18 protein-coding genes are annotated in these 15,486 nt (G+C 61.1%); 16 read left to right on the forward strand and 2 right to left on the reverse strand.

What is annotated here, in order from left to right; all coding sequences use genetic code 11:
* Positions 1 to 101 precede the first annotated feature (101 nt).
* The gene (locus ACX80M_RS09715; protein WP_459309475.1) at positions 102 to 749 is read right to left on the reverse strand and encodes a hypothetical protein; all 648 of its coding nucleotides are present in this window, start codon (positions 747 to 749) and stop codon (positions 102 to 104) included.
* Between the two features lie 353 nt (positions 750 to 1,102).
* Between ACX80M_RS09715 and ACX80M_RS09720 the strand changes: the two genes are divergently transcribed.
* Both ACX80M_RS09720 and ACX80M_RS09725 read left to right on the forward strand, forming a co-directional pair.
* Entirely contained in the window at positions 1,103 to 1,690 is a 588-nt protein-coding gene (locus ACX80M_RS09720; RefSeq protein WP_459309476.1) for a recombinase family protein, read from the forward strand.
* A gap of 652 nt (positions 1,691 to 2,342) precedes the next feature.
* Positions 2,343 to 2,543, forward strand: coding sequence for a hypothetical protein (locus ACX80M_RS09725; RefSeq protein WP_459309477.1), 201 nt, complete (start codon positions 2,343 to 2,345; stop codon positions 2,541 to 2,543).
* Between the two features lie 391 nt (positions 2,544 to 2,934).
* Here the strand turns inward: ACX80M_RS09725 and ACX80M_RS09730 are convergent, their stop codons facing one another.
* Complete coding sequence (locus ACX80M_RS09730) at positions 2,935 to 3,225, reverse strand: hypothetical protein (protein WP_459309478.1); 291 nt, start codon at positions 3,223 to 3,225, stop codon at positions 2,935 to 2,937.
* A 1,367-nt stretch (positions 3,226 to 4,592) separates the two neighbouring features.
* Between ACX80M_RS09730 and ACX80M_RS09735 the strand changes: the two genes are divergently transcribed.
* The 14 genes from ACX80M_RS09735 to ACX80M_RS09800 all read left to right on the forward strand — a co-directional run bounded on the left by ACX80M_RS09735 (position 4,593) and on the right by ACX80M_RS09800 (position 15,000).
* The gene (locus tag ACX80M_RS09735) at positions 4,593 to 5,024 is read left to right on the forward strand and encodes a LexA family protein (protein ID WP_459309479.1); all 432 of its coding nucleotides are present in this window, start codon (positions 4,593 to 4,595) and stop codon (positions 5,022 to 5,024) included.
* Positions 5,017 to 6,315, forward strand: a complete 1,299-nt coding sequence (locus tag ACX80M_RS09740; protein WP_459309480.1) for a Y-family DNA polymerase — start codon at positions 5,017 to 5,019, stop codon at positions 6,313 to 6,315. Before ACX80M_RS09735 ends, ACX80M_RS09740 begins: the two co-directional genes overlap by 8 nt.
* A 51-nt stretch (positions 6,316 to 6,366) precedes the next feature.
* A complete protein-coding gene (locus ACX80M_RS09745; protein WP_459309482.1) occupies positions 6,367 to 6,690 on the forward strand; it encodes a hypothetical protein in 324 nt (107 codons plus the stop codon).
* Positions 6,690 to 7,097 (forward strand): hypothetical protein, encoded by a 408-nt coding sequence (locus tag ACX80M_RS09750; RefSeq protein WP_459309483.1) that lies wholly within the window; start codon positions 6,690 to 6,692, stop codon positions 7,095 to 7,097. Before ACX80M_RS09745 ends, ACX80M_RS09750 begins: the two co-directional genes overlap by 1 nt.
* A 33-nt stretch (positions 7,098 to 7,130) precedes the next feature.
* On the forward strand, positions 7,131 to 7,253 hold the full coding sequence (locus ACX80M_RS09755; protein ID WP_459309484.1) for a hypothetical protein: 123 nt from the start codon (positions 7,131 to 7,133) through the stop codon (positions 7,251 to 7,253).
* Between the two features lie 5 nt (positions 7,254 to 7,258).
* Entirely contained in the window at positions 7,259 to 7,948 is a 690-nt protein-coding gene (locus tag ACX80M_RS09760; protein ID WP_459309485.1) for a helicase associated domain-containing protein, read from the forward strand.
* Between the two features lie 79 nt (positions 7,949 to 8,027).
* Positions 8,028 to 8,312 carry a hypothetical protein gene (locus ACX80M_RS09765; protein ID WP_459309487.1) on the forward strand — a complete coding sequence of 95 codons (285 nt, stop codon included), beginning with the start codon at positions 8,028 to 8,030 and terminating at the stop codon, positions 8,310 to 8,312.
* Positions 8,313 to 9,041: 729 nt separating this feature from the next.
* Positions 9,042 to 9,725 carry a hypothetical protein gene (locus tag ACX80M_RS09770; RefSeq protein WP_459309488.1) on the forward strand — a complete coding sequence of 228 codons (684 nt, stop codon included), beginning with the start codon at positions 9,042 to 9,044 and terminating at the stop codon, positions 9,723 to 9,725.
* A 655-nt stretch (positions 9,726 to 10,380) separates the two neighbouring features.
* Complete coding sequence (locus ACX80M_RS09775) at positions 10,381 to 10,770, forward strand: hypothetical protein (RefSeq protein ID WP_459309489.1); 390 nt, start codon at positions 10,381 to 10,383, stop codon at positions 10,768 to 10,770.
* 210 nt (positions 10,771 to 10,980) lie between these two features.
* Positions 10,981 to 11,322, forward strand: coding sequence for an HNH endonuclease (locus ACX80M_RS09780; protein WP_459309490.1), 342 nt, complete (start codon positions 10,981 to 10,983; stop codon positions 11,320 to 11,322).
* Between the two features lie 205 nt (positions 11,323 to 11,527).
* Positions 11,528 to 11,956 (forward strand): excalibur calcium-binding domain-containing protein, encoded by a 429-nt coding sequence (locus tag ACX80M_RS09785; RefSeq protein WP_459309491.1) that lies wholly within the window; start codon positions 11,528 to 11,530, stop codon positions 11,954 to 11,956.
* A gap of 224 nt (positions 11,957 to 12,180) precedes the next feature.
* The gene (locus ACX80M_RS09790) at positions 12,181 to 12,636 is read left to right on the forward strand and encodes a class F sortase (protein ID WP_459309492.1); all 456 of its coding nucleotides are present in this window, start codon (positions 12,181 to 12,183) and stop codon (positions 12,634 to 12,636) included.
* A gap of 1,035 nt (positions 12,637 to 13,671) precedes the next feature.
* Positions 13,672 to 14,214: a YegP family protein gene (locus ACX80M_RS09795; RefSeq protein WP_459309495.1), complete on the forward strand. Its 543-nt coding sequence runs from the start codon at positions 13,672 to 13,674 to the stop codon at positions 14,212 to 14,214.
* A gap of 204 nt (positions 14,215 to 14,418) precedes the next feature.
* A complete protein-coding gene (locus ACX80M_RS09800; RefSeq protein ID WP_459309496.1) occupies positions 14,419 to 15,000 on the forward strand; it encodes a TetR/AcrR family transcriptional regulator in 582 nt (193 codons plus the stop codon).
* Positions 15,001 to 15,486: the final 486 nt, after the last annotated feature.

The raw sequence follows: 15,486 nt of genomic DNA on the forward strand, positions 1-15,486 counted from the left end.
GCACCGATTCCGTACGGCAATACGCTCTGAATCAAGGTATGTATTTCACCCCTGAGGTGGCGGTGCTTCAGCGACCAGAGTCTTGCGATAGCTGTTCGCTCTTACACCTCCCCGCCGTACGTCCTCAGTTCCGTCATGGCCTCGAGGTAGAAGCTGTTGAAAGCGCCTACCAGTGAGTTCAGCGAAACGACGTAGCGAGTCGCGGCACTCTCCAGCTTGTTGTTCTTTAGCGCTAGTGCGACAGCGCATGGCTCTCTCGACCCGACGACCTGAAAGTCGGAGTCGACGAATGAATGCTTGTGAGCATTCGCGACGTCATTTAGAGTCTGCAGCAGCCAATCGTGTTGCTCGAGCATCGGGAGAAGCCAGCTGCCGTCGCTCCGGCGCGCTCTACCGATTGAGTCGATGCGGATCCACTCAGGCCATTCGCCACACGAGGCGCGTTCGCGAAGCAACCACAGGAGCCCGATAAGTTCGTCCGTCGCACGCCGAAGATGAACCACGACCTCATCGGCACTGAAGCGATGGTGCATGCCTGGATCGCCGGCGCTAGGGGCAGGTTGGTCCAAGAGCGACTTCCACATCGCTTCGGTCTCGTCGAGCCGTCGGTTTGTGTGAATGAGCCGATTTACCAGATGAACGGCTTTGAGACCGAGATTCCCAAAGGGCGAGTCAGATGGAAGCGGAACGATTTCCCGCACGTTCATCTGTCGCAGGGGTTCTCCGTGGAGTCCGACAATTCGATTCATATATACAGCATGGCCGAAAGCCGGCTAGGTGCTGGTGGCGAGGGTCAATCCGCGGAGGCAGTATCAGTGAGAGTCATCCTCTCCACCAAGGGAACGGAGGATCTGCTGCCAGGCGCGCTCTCACGACTCAAGCCACTGGCGGATGTCTTGCCGCGGTGCCAACCCATCCGCGAGACTGCTTTCGCTCGCGTGCACAGAGTCTCGAAACCCATGGGATAAAAGACACTTAGGTTATGAGACACATCCGCCATGGGAGCGGCGGGTATAACTGTCTCGTTTGTATGTCCCGTAAGTGGCTGTTATGTTCGATGTATTGAACCACTGTTGCAAGACACATTGAGGGAGTATGGAACGTGGGAAAGAAGATTGGCTACGCCAGGGTATCGACCAAGGCACAGGATACGGACAGGCAGGAACAGGACCTGCTGGCCGCTGGTGTGCGGCGGGATGATCTGTACGTGGATCACGGCGTGAGCGGCGCCAAGGTATCACGGGTGGAACTGGACAAGGCCATGGGTGGTCTGCACGACGGCGACACGCTGGTTATCACCACGTTGGACCGCTTGGGACGGTCCACCGTAAACATGCTGGGGCTGGCTGATGAGCTCAGGACCAAGGGCGTAGGGCTCCGCGTGCTGAACTTGGGCGGTGGCGACGTGGACACCAGCACGCCTATGGGCGGCATGGTGTTTACCGTCCTGGCCGCACTGGGACAGATGGAACTGGAGATCAAGCGGGAGAGGATCGCGGACAGTGTGAGCAAGCGACGTGCAGCAGGTAAGGACCTGGGTGGACGTAAAACCCAGTTCACGGATAGCCAGATCAAGAACGCGGTTCGCTTGATTGAGTCGGGCGAACCGGCGGCACAAGTGGCGCGGGATCTGGGGATGTCTAGAGCTACGCTCTATCGGCGTCTGGATGCACATCAGGCGAAAGGCTAGAAACATCGAGACCGCGAGAGCGCTGGTGAGCTTTACCGCCTGCTGTTGGACGTACGGGACCAGCTCAATAAGTTGGTGGCAAAAGGATCACATTCGCACGTGATGCTGAGCGGGCGCCCGGGACGGCGCGTAACGCCGCCAGGCGCGGTGCTGCATCACTTCGACGCGGCACGCCAAGGTGCTGGCAGTGCTGTAGATCAGGGACTAGCGCGTGGGCTGTTGATTGGGCCGGTAAGCGATCCACGGCCAGATGCACACTAGGGCTACCCCCGCGAGGATCGTCCCAAAAGTTCCAGCCCACCACGCGCCTGGAGTGACATCCGACGGTGCCATGCACTTTACGGCACTGCCCAGGCAGACCCAGTTTTCCTTGGTCCCGTCTTCACCCATCTGCAAAAGAGCGTTGGCCGTGACACAAAGCGCGACCATCACTGCAATCCAAATCGCATGGTATTTCAAGCTCGACATTGCCCATCCCTCAGTCGTCAACGAGTTGGCATGAGCCTACAGCGCAAACGGCTCCAACGGACGGGGTAAGCGGATTGCATCCACGAGTCCTCTACTACCACCTTCTGCAAGGTCAGTCAACAGGTCAGGTAGAATTGAAGGAGTGAAGTTCTTCACATTTACTTCTAATTGAAAAGGACCTTTGATGGCCAGCAACACCGATGCCCCCCGCGCAGGGCTAGTTTCCCTTAAGCTACCTGGCGCTCTCCCGGAAACCTACCTTTGTAGCAACCTGGATGAATATGAGGCAGTGCTGGCGGCCGTCATGACCGACGACGGTACGCGCCCGTCCCACGTGCCCGACCTGATCGCCGGCTCTGTTGAGCCGGACGAAACCTACGAGTAATACATGGAGCGGAACGGGGCCGCATTGAGCCCCTCATGCCGTTAGGTGTGGGGGCTTATTTGATCCGGCCCGGTTGAGGGATACCCGCTAAGCTCCGCCCGGCAACGGCCCAGGGAGCCTGTCAGGAACAATGCGAGTAACCTCAGCTTGGGCTTGCTGGCCGTCGCTGGTGTCTGCTTGCTTTCATCGCTCGCCAGTGGCGGTGCGGGTGGTTCTGGAGCTGGCGCCTTTGAGGCTCCAGCATCCGTAGGGCGATTGCCTGTGTTCCGCTATTGCTCCGAGGCTACGCCTGAGCCCGCAACGGCGTGGCCAAGGTGGCGCATCTGGACGTGGCGCGTCAGATCCTTCCCAGCCGGAGATCAGGGGCTGGTAGTTGAACGTTGAACAACGCCTAGTTGGTGGGCACGTCGAGTTCCTTCGGGATCCAGACCATGTACACATCCCCGATGCGGACGCCGTTCTTGACCTTGGAATTGCGGAGTGCGATCTTGATATGTCCCTCCTCCTGGACGAACGGGTGCCGGGTGTAGAGACGCATGGACTTGACCTGCGTTTCCCGGATGTTGACGCCGGCCAGTACGGGTGACTTCGTAAACTTGGCTACTTCGACGTAGTTGTCCCAGTCGATGTTGTACTTCGATACCCGCGACGGTGGCGGGATAGCGCTGACGATCTTCCCCACGGTGATGCTCCTCAATTATGGATGATGACGGCTGGGGTCGAGACTACCAGCCTGTGCATACTGCGTGACCATGATCTGGTCAAACAAGCGTTTCTGGTAGACATTAACCGCGAGCGCCGCTCAGGTGTCGCCACAGCCGCATTGGTGCCGGTTCAGATCGGTGCATGATGGACGGCTCAGGGTTGCCAGTGGCTCGCTCAGGCTTGGCGGCGCCAGCCTCCAGCATCCGGAGTGCGCGCCTTAGCTCTTGCACATTGTCCAGATGTGACGCGGCCAAACGCTCTGCGTGTCCGCCCTGGCACGCTCCTCCCGCCATGCTTGCTCAAGCTTGCCCTTTGCTCAAGCGGTCCGCAGCAATCCTGCTCTGGATGGGCATGACCGCCTCGCTGTTGATGCTGACACTGTTCGGAGCCTGAACCGCGATAACTTCCGACACTCACCACGGCATCTCCTCTCCCGATGGCCGGCAGAAGCAGCTCATCGTCACAAGCAGCCTCCTGCTGATCCGTCCTTCGACGTCTACGCGCCATCCTGCGGCCCGACCCTCAAACGCCTGGCACACCTGAGCACAGAACGACGGCCATGACCCCTTCGCGGTAGGCCGGTACTCCGTTCAGTGGTCCCCCGACTCGGCAACCGTAAGCTACGTCTACGACTCCATGCACCCTTACATCAGGGAAACGATCACCGTCCCGCTGACCGCCAACGACGGGTGCAAATAGCAGGACGACTGGCTTCCCCGGGCGGTGTGCCCGCTTGATAACACAACGCATCGCCCGTCGGCCGCAAAGGGTTCCCGGAAAAACCTGGGTGAAGCGGCCGACCAATCATGTTCCAGGATCATGTTTGGATTACGGGCATGGGGAAACGATGGAGCGGCAACAGATGGCTTGCCGTAGCGTGCGTATTGCAGGGTTTGTCTTTGGTATCAACAGTCGTGGCCGTGGCCGTGTGGCTTTTCGGCGTTAGCCCTGATGACTACGAGACAACAAACTTCGACGGCGTACTTTCACAGACTCAATTAGCGTTGGCCGGGGCGTTACTCGTCCCAGGGCTTTCGGCTGCGGCGGCCATTCGGTCTATGTTCGTCGCGTCAGGCGCCCTGTCCCGGGTTGTCGCATCTGTTCGTGTCCTGCTGCTGCCGCGGCAGTGTTCTGGTTCTGCTGTTACTGCGGCTTTTCGGCTATTGGCTACGCGAGCAGAGACGCCCTGCGCAACGGCTGAAGCACTATTTATCGGCAGGATACTGCCGCCTCCGGCCTCCCGCGCCAATCCTGTATCGAATGCAACATGGTGGAGCGGAACTAATGTCGGCCCTCACGAGTACACTGAAATGAATCGAACATATATTCGAATAAAGGTGTGTTGTGGGCGTTATTGTCGGTCCCCGTGTGATAGACGCGGGTACGTCTTTGTTGTCGGTGCTGATCTCCCCGATGCCGGTGGCGGCGGGGTTCCCGTCGCCGGCGCAGGACTATTTTGATGGCCGGATCGATCTGAACGTGCACCTGATCAAGGACATCACGAGCACCTACGTCGTGAGGGTGTCCGGGGACTCGATGGAAGGCGCCGGGATCAGCGACGGCGATGAACTGATCGTGAACCGGGCGCTGGAGCCGCGTGACGGGTGCGTGGTCGTCGCGGTCCTGGACGGGGAACTGACCATCAAGCGGTTGCGCATTACGCCAACCGGCGTGGTGCTGCAGGCGGAGAACCCCGTGTACGCGGACATCAAGGTACCCAGCCTCAGCGAACTGACTATCTGGGGTGTCGCAACGCGGTGCCTTCATCATGTCTAACCCGGCTGTGATGCGGCGGATGCCGCAGATCGCGCACGTGGATGTGAACTGCTTCTACGCGTCCGCGGAGCGGGCGTTCGACCCGTCCCTGGAGGGCCGGCCCGTCATTGTCCTGTCGAACAACGACGGCTGCGCCGTCACCCGCTCCCCCGAAGCCAAAGCCTTGGGCATCCCCATGGGTGAGCCCTGGTTCAAACTCGCCCCACGGGCCAAGGAATGGGGACTGGTTGCGCTCTCCAGCAACTACGAGCTCTACGGTGACATCAGCGCACGGGTCATGGAGCTGCTGGGCCGGTACTCGGCCTGGCTGGAGGTCTACAGCATCGACGAGGCCTTCCTCGGCGTCAAAGGCACCCCGACCGAACTCCTCACCCTCGGCCGGGCGATGAAGACGGCGGTCCGGCGGAACGTCGGCGTGCCCGTCTGCGTCGGGATCGCCGCGACCAAGACTCTGGCGAAACTCGCGAACAAATGGGCGAAGAACAACCCGGCGTTCGGCGGAGTCTGCCATTGGGACTCCATCCCCGCCCAGGAACGCGAAGGGCTCATGGGGCGCCTGTCCGTCGTGGAGATCTGGGGCGTCGCGACCCGGCTGACCAGACGCCTGAACGTCCTGGGCATATTTTCGATCCTGGACCTGTCCCGAGCGGATCCGGTCATGATCCGGGACCGGTTCTCCGTGGTCATGATGCGCACCGTCCTGGAACTGCAGGGAACCCCCTGCATCCCGATGGAGGAAGAACGGGTCGGGCGGGACCAGCTGATCTTTTCCCGTTCCTTCGCCACCCCCATCACCACCGCCGCCGGGATCCGGCAGGTCATGAGTGTGTACGGCCAGCAGGCATCAGCCCGGCTGGCCAAACACGGCCTGCAGGCCAAGGTCCTCACCGCGTTCGCCGGCACCTCACACTTCAACCCGAAAGACACCTCCTTCCCCTCCGTCTGCATCCCGCTGCCGATGCCCACCGCGGACCCGGTGATCCTGACCAAGGCCTCCCACGCACTCCTCCCCCTTATCAGTGAGGGTGTCAGGTATGCCAGGGCCGGGATCATGCTCACCGACCTCCGCCCCACCGGCAACCAGGCACCACTTGCCCTGTTCGAGAACCCGCACGAGGAACGCCACGTCGGAACCCTCCTCGAAGACGTCACCCGCCGCTACGGCCGAGGCTCCATCGGCCTCGGCCACGCCGGCATCCGCGGCGGGCCGGACTGGACCATGAAACGGGACATGCTTTCCCCCCGCTACACCACCCACTGGGACGAACTCCCCCTCGTCAAAGCCGCCTAACCCCACCCGAACGACCACACCGGCACGTCAACGCCACGAAAGAACGAACTCATGACCATCGCCCACGAACTCCCAACACAGACCAACCACGTCCAGGTCCGACTCGGCACGGCAGGTAACCCCTTGGCCATCCGTCACGACGGACGGATCTGGCTGGTCGACCCCGCCACCGACACACAGCACTGGTACGGACGCGACGCCTGGTGGGACACCCGCCGGACCGCCGCCAAAGGCAGCGGAGACCTGGTCAGCGTCGAATACTGGCGCGTCCAGGCCCGGATCCCCGGACCCGACTCCCCGCTGAGGACGTTCACGCTGCACCGTCAGCCCCTCGCCACGCAGTGGCTGCTCGAGTCCATCGACGACGGCAGCTGATGCCCTCCCCCATCATCGGCAGACCCGTGTCCGACCAGGTCTGGGAGTCCATCAGGGCCGAGTTCACCCTGCCCTCCCTGGAGCAGGTCCGGCGCCGGCTCGCCGAACTCATGGAAGACACTGACCCGGTGATGCGTCAGCTCGTCAGGGTCTTCGTCCGTGAAGGCACGTATTGCCCGGGCTTCCAGTTCCTCCCCGGCGGCCAGGTCCACCCCACCGTGGCGTCCCTGTTCCGGCACGCCCTGGAACTGAGGATCGCGCACAACTACTTCACCGCCTGGATGACCACCCCCGCCCACGACCTCGGCGGGGCACGGCCCGTGGACTGCCTCCCGCGTGCGGGGCAGCTGCACCGCGCCCTGGAGGGCTTCGCCGCACAGCAGCCGGGAACCGGGAGAGCCAACTAGGCTGATCCGGTGGAACTCACAGGAACAATCCAAATGGCCGACGGCAGCACCGACCACATCAGCGCCCAGGGCGACAACTACGAAAACGCCAAGGTCGCACTCGAGGCAGCCATCCCCGAGGGCGCCCAGCTGATCGCCATCCGCAAGGACAGCTGACCAGGATGCCGGAACACAGGACAGCGCCGCACCCGGAGTGGGTCCAGATGTACCGGCAAGGACTCACCACCACCCAAATCGCCGCCACAGCCGGCGCCGCCCAAAACACCGTCCGCTACCACCTGGCCATTGCCGCCGCCACGGAACCGTCCATCCGGGACGACCACCACAACGCAACCCGCCCAGCCCCGGTCACCCGCATCACCGCAGCCGGGATGCAAAACCTCAACGACACCCTCGCCCTGTACAAAGCCGAAGAACGGCTTCCCTCATCGTCTTCGTCCGCCGCACGGGAACGGGCCCTGGCGACATGGCTCCTCAGACGCCGCCAGGACCACGACCAGGGAACCCTCTCCCCCGTTTACGGGGGCGGCCTGCAGGAAATCCCCGGCTGGGAACAGCGGACCCGCACATCCAAAGACGAAGCCCGGTGGAACCAACGCCTGCAAGAGCTCACCGGCTACATGGCCGCCGGGAACGACTGGCCACGCCACAAGAAGACCGACACCGAAGAAGAACGGGTCCTGGGCATGTGGCTGCACATCCAACGCATGAAATACCGGCGCAACGAACTGGACCAGGACAAAGAAACACAGCTCAACACGCTCCTTCCCGGCTGGCGGAACGGCCGGACGCGCGGACGCCGGACCGGATCCCCAAACGTCCGACGCGGATCGTCTGCTGCGGACCTCTGAGCTGGCCCACCCCGTATCCGCCCTGTGCCTCCAGGGGCGGATCACTGACAACTGGACCCGGCGTGCGTAGCGTGGGGCCATGGGACTCATCTACGACGATCCGACGCTGGCCGCGCTGACGCTCACGCGCATCGCGGCCGAGGAATCCGAAGGCCCTACGGAGCTGACAGGACGCATGCACACGGTCCTGGACGACCTGGTGCAGCGCAACGGACCCGGGTACCTCGCCGAGCTGGTCATTGTCCTGGCGCGTGCCCGGTTCATCGCCCTCGATGACCTCGCCCGCACCACGGGGACCAGTACAGCCCAGTTGCTGGACGAGGCTGAGATCGAGGCACTCGAAGGCCTCGACGATGGCACCTAAGCAGCGGGTCGGGACCGGGCTCCCGGCGGGGCTTGTTCCGCCGTTGAAAGTCGCACTGGCCCGGGCCGTCACGAAGATGCCCCCGGCTGGAGCCCTGCCGGGGACGCTCCTCTTTGAGCCCAAATGGGACGGCTACCGGGCGGTCGGAATCCGTGACGATATCGGGGCCTCGTTGTGGTCCCGGCAGGGAAAGGACCTGACCCGGTATTCTGTTGGCGTGAAGCGCCGCCGTGCTCAGGTTTGGCCTGGTGACAGTGCAGCTATCAGTGCGCGACAGGTGTCGCTCACTTGTCTAAGTATGTCGACTTCATCCAGGACCAGCAGGACGCCTCGAACTCAGCACCACCGCCACACTCGTCATGCGCCAATTTTCGAGCCTTCGCGAAAGTTCGTCCGCGGCCTGCCATCCTCCTAGCCCCGCTGAGGCTGGCATAGGCCCAATGCATCTAGCGGGACGTCGAACGGGGACTGTCCGCGGAAGGTGATCCTGACCGTTGACCCGGCTGCCACGGCGGCTGCCGGCGGCTGACCCGCAACTAATGTAGTCAATCGCCAAGAGGGCAGAAGGAAGCGGTCCCGGTTGAATGCCTGACCGCTGGCCGCTTCTTCCTCGGTGTGGTCCCTGGCTGGGTAGCCGGGCTGCGTCGTTGTGTCCGGGGTGAGGGCTTCTGCGATCGGCACCCGCCCGTGGACATTTTGGTCAGGCGGAACCTACTATGAGCCATGCCCATGACCGGCCGAGTCCTCTCCGCCGCGGTGCTGCTCGCCGTTGGGTCAGGACTGGCGCTGCTGGCTGTGCTGGTCCACTACGAATTCATGAGAATATACGGCGATGTCAGCGGTACCGCGTTCGAGGGGCTCACTTGGGGGTTGACGGCCGGTCCCTCCGGATTGGCGTTCGGTCTGGTCGCGGTCGTTGCCGTGATCGGCTTGATGCTCTCGACACGACTTTGGATGCGGCTGACGGCCGTGGCCATCCCGGTCCTCATGCTGATCGGGATGTTCGCTGTCACCCCCGCGGCACTGGGGCAGCGGCTTGAGGTGCAGTTCGACTCGGCTCCGCAATGCGTGATCGAGGGCACGGACGAGCCCATGGCCACTGCAGATCGTGAGTCCCAGCGGGCGTTCGATTCCGTCGGTCACATCGGCTATTTCAGCGGTGGCGGCGTAAGTGGTGTCGGCGGCTGTGAACGTAGGTTTGTGCTCTCGGGAGACGTTGATGTGTTGCGGCACTATCGTTTAGCGCTGCCAGCGGCGGGCTGGGAAGTGGTCGAGGACGACGGTCGCCGCTTGCGGGCCCAGCGTGATGGCCTGGCGTTCGAGGTGATGCCCTGCTCTGGAGGCGGTGTCATCTGGGCCGGAAGCGACGACGACCTCGCAAACGGAATACTGATGGGCTGTGACCAGCACTGAAATTTGTCCAAACCACTGAAGTCAACGACATTTCGCGTCGCCGTTTCGGTGAAAACGACATACCGTAAGCTCAATCCGTGCGCTGTCCAGTGAAGTAGCGCAAAACGAACACAATACTCGTCCAGTGACGGAAAACAACTGAAGTCGGCGCAGGACCCGACATTGCTGTTTGGTACTGGGCACTTTCGGTGGCGATGTTCAGCATAGATCCGGTGGCCCTGGATCAGACCGTCTGAGTGGTCTTGAACCACGTTGGCATACAGACTCGCGTCATCCTGCATGGCGCGTAGTAGCTGGCCGATAAGGACCACACACGCGATGTCACGCGCGACATCCAAGGGGCGGGGCAGTTCAGCCCTGGTAGGCCACCTGCTGGATCGTGCCGCTGAGCGGTTCCATCTCCGAGGCCGCCCGGCGCCTGCACGTCCATATGTAGTACCGGGGGCAGCAGTTCCCTGGAAGCCTGGCAGACCAATCTATCTTGAAACACAGCCCATCGTGCCGCCAGTGCCACGATGCGTTCAACTGGTGAGTCTGTAAATTCCGGTAGGCCGAAAAGCTTTCAAGCACAGTACAAACGTGGAGGCTTTGAGCGGCCGGGCCCAGTTGATCGGAGGCGTCCTGCGCAGCGCAGAACTCCTGCAATGATGTGCTTATGAACCTCACACGCTCCAGCATCATCCGCATTGCAGCGGCTGCTGCATGTCTAGCATTGGCAAGTTGCTCCGGCGCTGCCCCTAAGGAATCGGCAATTTCGAAGGGGACTTCGGCCCCTCCGTCCCAGGGTGCTGAACTGTTGGAGGCGTATACCGTGCTTGCCAACGGTGGGGATGGACCACAAGTTACTGAAGTGTCCGTGCGGGAAGGGCGCAACGCAGCGGCTGTGTTCTGCAATGATCTTGGCACCAAGGGTCGAACCCAGGCCGAGCGCGCCTTGAGCCTAAGGGTGTCCGAGCTTGATGGTGTCTACATCAAAATGTTTGCCGCCGAAACTGTTTGCTCTAACATCTTTGGCCCAACGGCCACCGCAACGCCGAAGTCCTAATTCTCTTTCGTATCTAAACGTGGCGGAAGTCAGCCCATCTGCGACGGCTCTGAGTAGTAGGCTCAGGTCAATTCAGAACGGGAAGCAGTCAGCTTGTCCGGCTGACTGTTCAGGTAGGTATTTGGGGATGCTTCGTAGGGCCGAAAACTCCGGCGACCCCTGAACATCACCACAATCAGCGGCCGACGGTACTGGCTGTTTGAGCACAAGATGTACTGGGAGAACGACGGGCTCACCGGCGACGAGGTTTACGCCCTGCTCGTGGCGCGGCAGCAGCGTTCCCGACAGCACATCGACCGTGCGCAAGCTACGGTCGCCATGGGATCGACTCCACGATCCTCTGCAGCTCGTCAGGCAATACCTGACGACTTGAAGCAGTACATCTGGACCCGCGATGAGGGTAGTTGCCGAGCCTGCGGCTCCCCGACGGAACTGCAATACGACCACATCATCCCTCTGAAAATGGGCGGCAGTAACAATGCGGAGAACCTGCAGATCCTGTGCGGCCCTTGCAATAGGTCCAAAGCTGCAGGGCTGACCACGCGGCGCTGAACGGCCACCGGCCGTTGCACAACCAACCTCGGGCAGCCCGCAGGAACGACGTCACATTAAGCTTCAACTATTGAATGTTGATATAACTAGCTTTGTAATAACCGATGAGAAGCCAGTCAAAGTGGCCATGGGGGCCCGGTTATTCGTTTCCCCATGGTCAAGCACGCCTGGCTTTAACAGTCCAATGTGAAGAAAATGGGGAAAAATGAAGAAGAGCACGTCAATTTTGGCAGTCGCAGCAGTGGTTGGCCTTTCAGCGCTGACAGCAACCTCCGCGAGCGCAACCACTGGCGCATACCCGAACTGTACTGTGGCAGCGGCCGCAGGCGCTTTCAACATCCCGGTGGGAACGCCTGGTTACGGTCCGCACCTTGATAGTGACAATGATGGTATTGGATGTGAAAAGGCCAGCGAAGCGGTTGCACAGGCTCCTGCGCAGGCTCAGGCCCCCGCACAGGCCGTGGCTCCCGCACAGGCCAAGGCTCCTGCTCAGGTAGCAAAGAAGCCTGTTGGTGGCGTTCCGACTGGTGTGGCTCAGGAGGCCGACAATGCCATGGGGTTTCTTGCGCTTGGAGGCCTCGTCGCAGCTGCCGCTACCGGTACCGTCATCGTGCGCCGCCGGATGGCCGCGTAGAGTTCCGATCGCTTCGAATGACTAGCTCAAACAGTGACCGTCGCGGAGGCTTTCTGGCGTCTGCGGCGGTTGCTCTGCTACTTCTGACAGGCTGCGCGTCTAGCAGTTCGACGCAAAGTGTCGGCGCTCAGGCCGCACTTAATGAGACGGCCGTCGCGTCAGCGTCCCCGTTCTCCCATGCAACAGCACCAGCGTCGGCTGTCGCGTCCTCGCCGCTTGACATCATGGCGGCTTCTGTTCCTATATCCATAGACATTTCATCTTCACGGACCCAATCCGAATTAATTAGCTTAGGCCTGCGGAATGATGGAACCCTGGAAGTGCCGCCAGGCCAGCCAGGAGCCCCGGCAGCATGGTTCAACGGGTCCCCCACCCCCGGTGAGCGTGGGCCTGCTGTCGTTTATGGACACGTCAACGCGACCAACGGCGGCCCAGGCGTTTTCGCCAACCTGCGGAGCCTCGTGAAGGGTGACCCCATCAGGATCACCCGTAAGGACGGCACAACAGCCGTTTTCACGACCGATCATGGTGAACAATACTCAAAGGCTGCATTCCCGACCGAAAAGGTCTACGGGAATACGGAGGGGCCGGAGTTGCGGCTCATCACCTGCGACGGGTATGACCCGAAAACAGGCGAGTTCGACGACAACTATGTTGTCTATGCAAAGCTCGTCTCTTGATTGGCTTGTTCTAGACAAAAGCAAGGCCCCGCTCTTGGGCGGGGCCTTGCTTTATCGGAACGGGGTCAGCAGCTGTCGCCACCCGTGACGTTGCATCCCAGCGGGACATCATGTCGGAGCAACCCATCACGAAACTGATCGGCTACGCACGTGTATTGACGCGGCAGCAGTCCACCGACCGACACAGGCGGACCTTCTGGCCGCCGGCGTCCGACGCGATGACCTCCAACTGGCGGCGTCGTCGCGTCGCGGGTGATGGCAGTCAGCGCAGACAACTATAAGTTCGAAGCGTGTTCTGCCTTACTGCCGCCACGACCATGGCGTTTGCGTGATGTGTTTTGGTAATTTCGGGCCTGTAATTGAAACTCTTCCCTGTCCTTCCGAAACAGGTCAGCCCGCTGCATGTCTTTTGCGTGGAAACGCCGACGGAGGTTGCGCTTTCGCAGAGAGAGCGCCAGCCGTGCCAGGGTGACCACCGACACGACTCCGGCCAAGATCCCGACTGCTCCGAGTATGTCCATCGGAAGCGTCTCCCTCCCCATCCTGCTTGCGCCGTTGCTGTTTCAGACAAGGTTGGAGCATACAAGATCAGTTGCGACTATGCCGCATGGGAGATGATCCCGGTGAGATGTCAGCTCGACCACTTCCGTCCAGCCATATGTCAGACAGGGCGGCTAATGGAACGCCGGCGTTGGGCCCCAGATGGAGCGAAACGTTTCTCGCGTCGCCACTGTTGGTCGAGTTGCCAGCGCTCCGCCGCCTAGCGTGCTAACGCGCAGCAGCATGCCACAGGTGCTCCATGTGACACGGCCAAGGCCCGCGTCCGGGACGGAGTGAACCAGCTGAAGATGCCGGGACGGTGAGGCTGGCCTTTCGGTAAGGTGAGGCGGCACACAATTAGTTGACATTTCAAGCATTAGTGGCAAGATAGATGTATATGCATACGAGTTCGGGCGAGCCTTCTGCCTGGGCGACTACAAGGGGGTAGCCATGGCCGGAACGTTCGAGCTTTTTCATGACGGAGACGTCTCTTTCATGTTTAGGTTGAAGGCTCCCGACGGGACAGTCGTAGCGGTATCCGGACGGTATTCGGATAAAGCGTCTGCCGTTGACGGGATAAATGTCGTCCGTGAGTGTGCTGGAACGGGTTTGATCAAGGACCTTTGCCCGGTCGCCAGCCCTGATGAAGGGGTGCCGGAGGAGCCGAGCCCTTCCCCGGCGGCTGCGGCGGGTAACAAGCAATCCGATCCACGGACCTCTGCCAGATGTGCTTGGACTCAAAGAGGGCTGTCCGTGAGGTGCCACGCCGATAGTCGCCTACTCGTCTTATCTTGGGAGACACTCGTAGCACCCGGCGGTGACACGCCGGCGCTGCGGAACACAATGCGCCTTGACGCGGTAGATTTCCCATCTTCCGCTGCAACAAAACCACGGTCGCCGGTCTGCTGCACGCGGATTTCGCAGGTGCCTTCAGAACGAATAATCAACACGAGCGGAGCCGCGGTACTCCAACTACCAGGAAACGGGTCGATACGAAGGCCCCGTCCCTGGAACGCGCCGCTTCCCGGACGTTGGTAGGACGTGAGGCCCATTTGACACCCCACGGCAATGCCTAGACCCCCGCGGTCGCCATGGCCATGGCCACTATTGCCCTTGCCGGGGCAGGGACGGCTGCCTGCTCGCAGGCTGACTCAGGAAAGAAGGCAGGCAGTGGTTGGTCATCCAAAGGACCCTCAATCATCCGGGAGTGGCGCGCAGGCTTCTGGGCACGGTCCGGAGAAACTGTCGCGGGATGAACGACGCGCCCGGCTCTTGGCTGCGGCTCAGGAGGTCTTCGTAGCCAAGGGCTATCACGGCGCCGGTATGGATGAAATTGCCCGGGTGGCCAGAGTGAGCAAGCCGGTGCTGTACCAGCACTTTCCGTCCAAGCGTGACCTGTACATCGAGCTGTTAGACCTTAACCTCAGCACCCTGACCGATCTTCTGCTGGGGGCCCTCAGCTCCACGAAGGACAATAAGGAACGGGTGCAGGCAGCCATGCGCGCCTTTTACCGCTTTATTGACAGTGACGATCGGGCACACCGCCTCGTCTTCGAATCCGGCCTCATAAACGACCCTGGCGTAACTTCGCGCCTTGAGGCATTCAACAAGGCCTTTGCCGGTGCCCTTGCCCGGACTATCAGCGAAGATACAAAATTGCCGCTTATAGAAGCGGAACTGCTGGCTAGAGGTCTGGCCGGCTTGGCGCAGGTGAGCGCACGCTATTGGCTGGAGACCAAAGGAAACCTGGACCTGAATACAGCCAGTGACCTCGTCTACCGGTTGGCCTGGCGTGGAATCTCTCGCTTTCCCAAGGAGACCTGAACCCGATTTCACGGGGAGCAGTACAGTCGCTGGGAAATACTGCTAATCCACTAACGCGTCCACCCCGTAGGAACCTTGGCCATCACAAGTGAGCCCAAGCTTGCCGCGCTCCTTAGGTCAACCTCGCGCTCACTTATCTGGAGATGATCGCCACTGATGATCGTCACGTCCCTGGTTCGCGCCGCTTTGAGCCAGAGGGCCGTATCCGGGTATTCGGGGTCACATTGCCGTAACCACACCGGGCTGTCGTCGACCAGCAACGATATAAGACCATCGGGAGAAGCACGGCACTGGATGCTGTTGTCAGCTCGCTGGGCTTTGAGAACGATGTCTTCAACATCAGCATTACACGCTGGCCTGAACCCACGCCCCAGCAACTCCTTTGTTAACGCCAACCGAAAACAGGACCACTTCTGCCATTTGAAAACAGGGCCACCGACCATTATGGAAGGTGATCAATTTGGATGATTGGGCGGAGATACGCCA

The sequence above is a fragment of the Pseudarthrobacter sp. MDT1-22 genome (assembly GCF_054511035.1).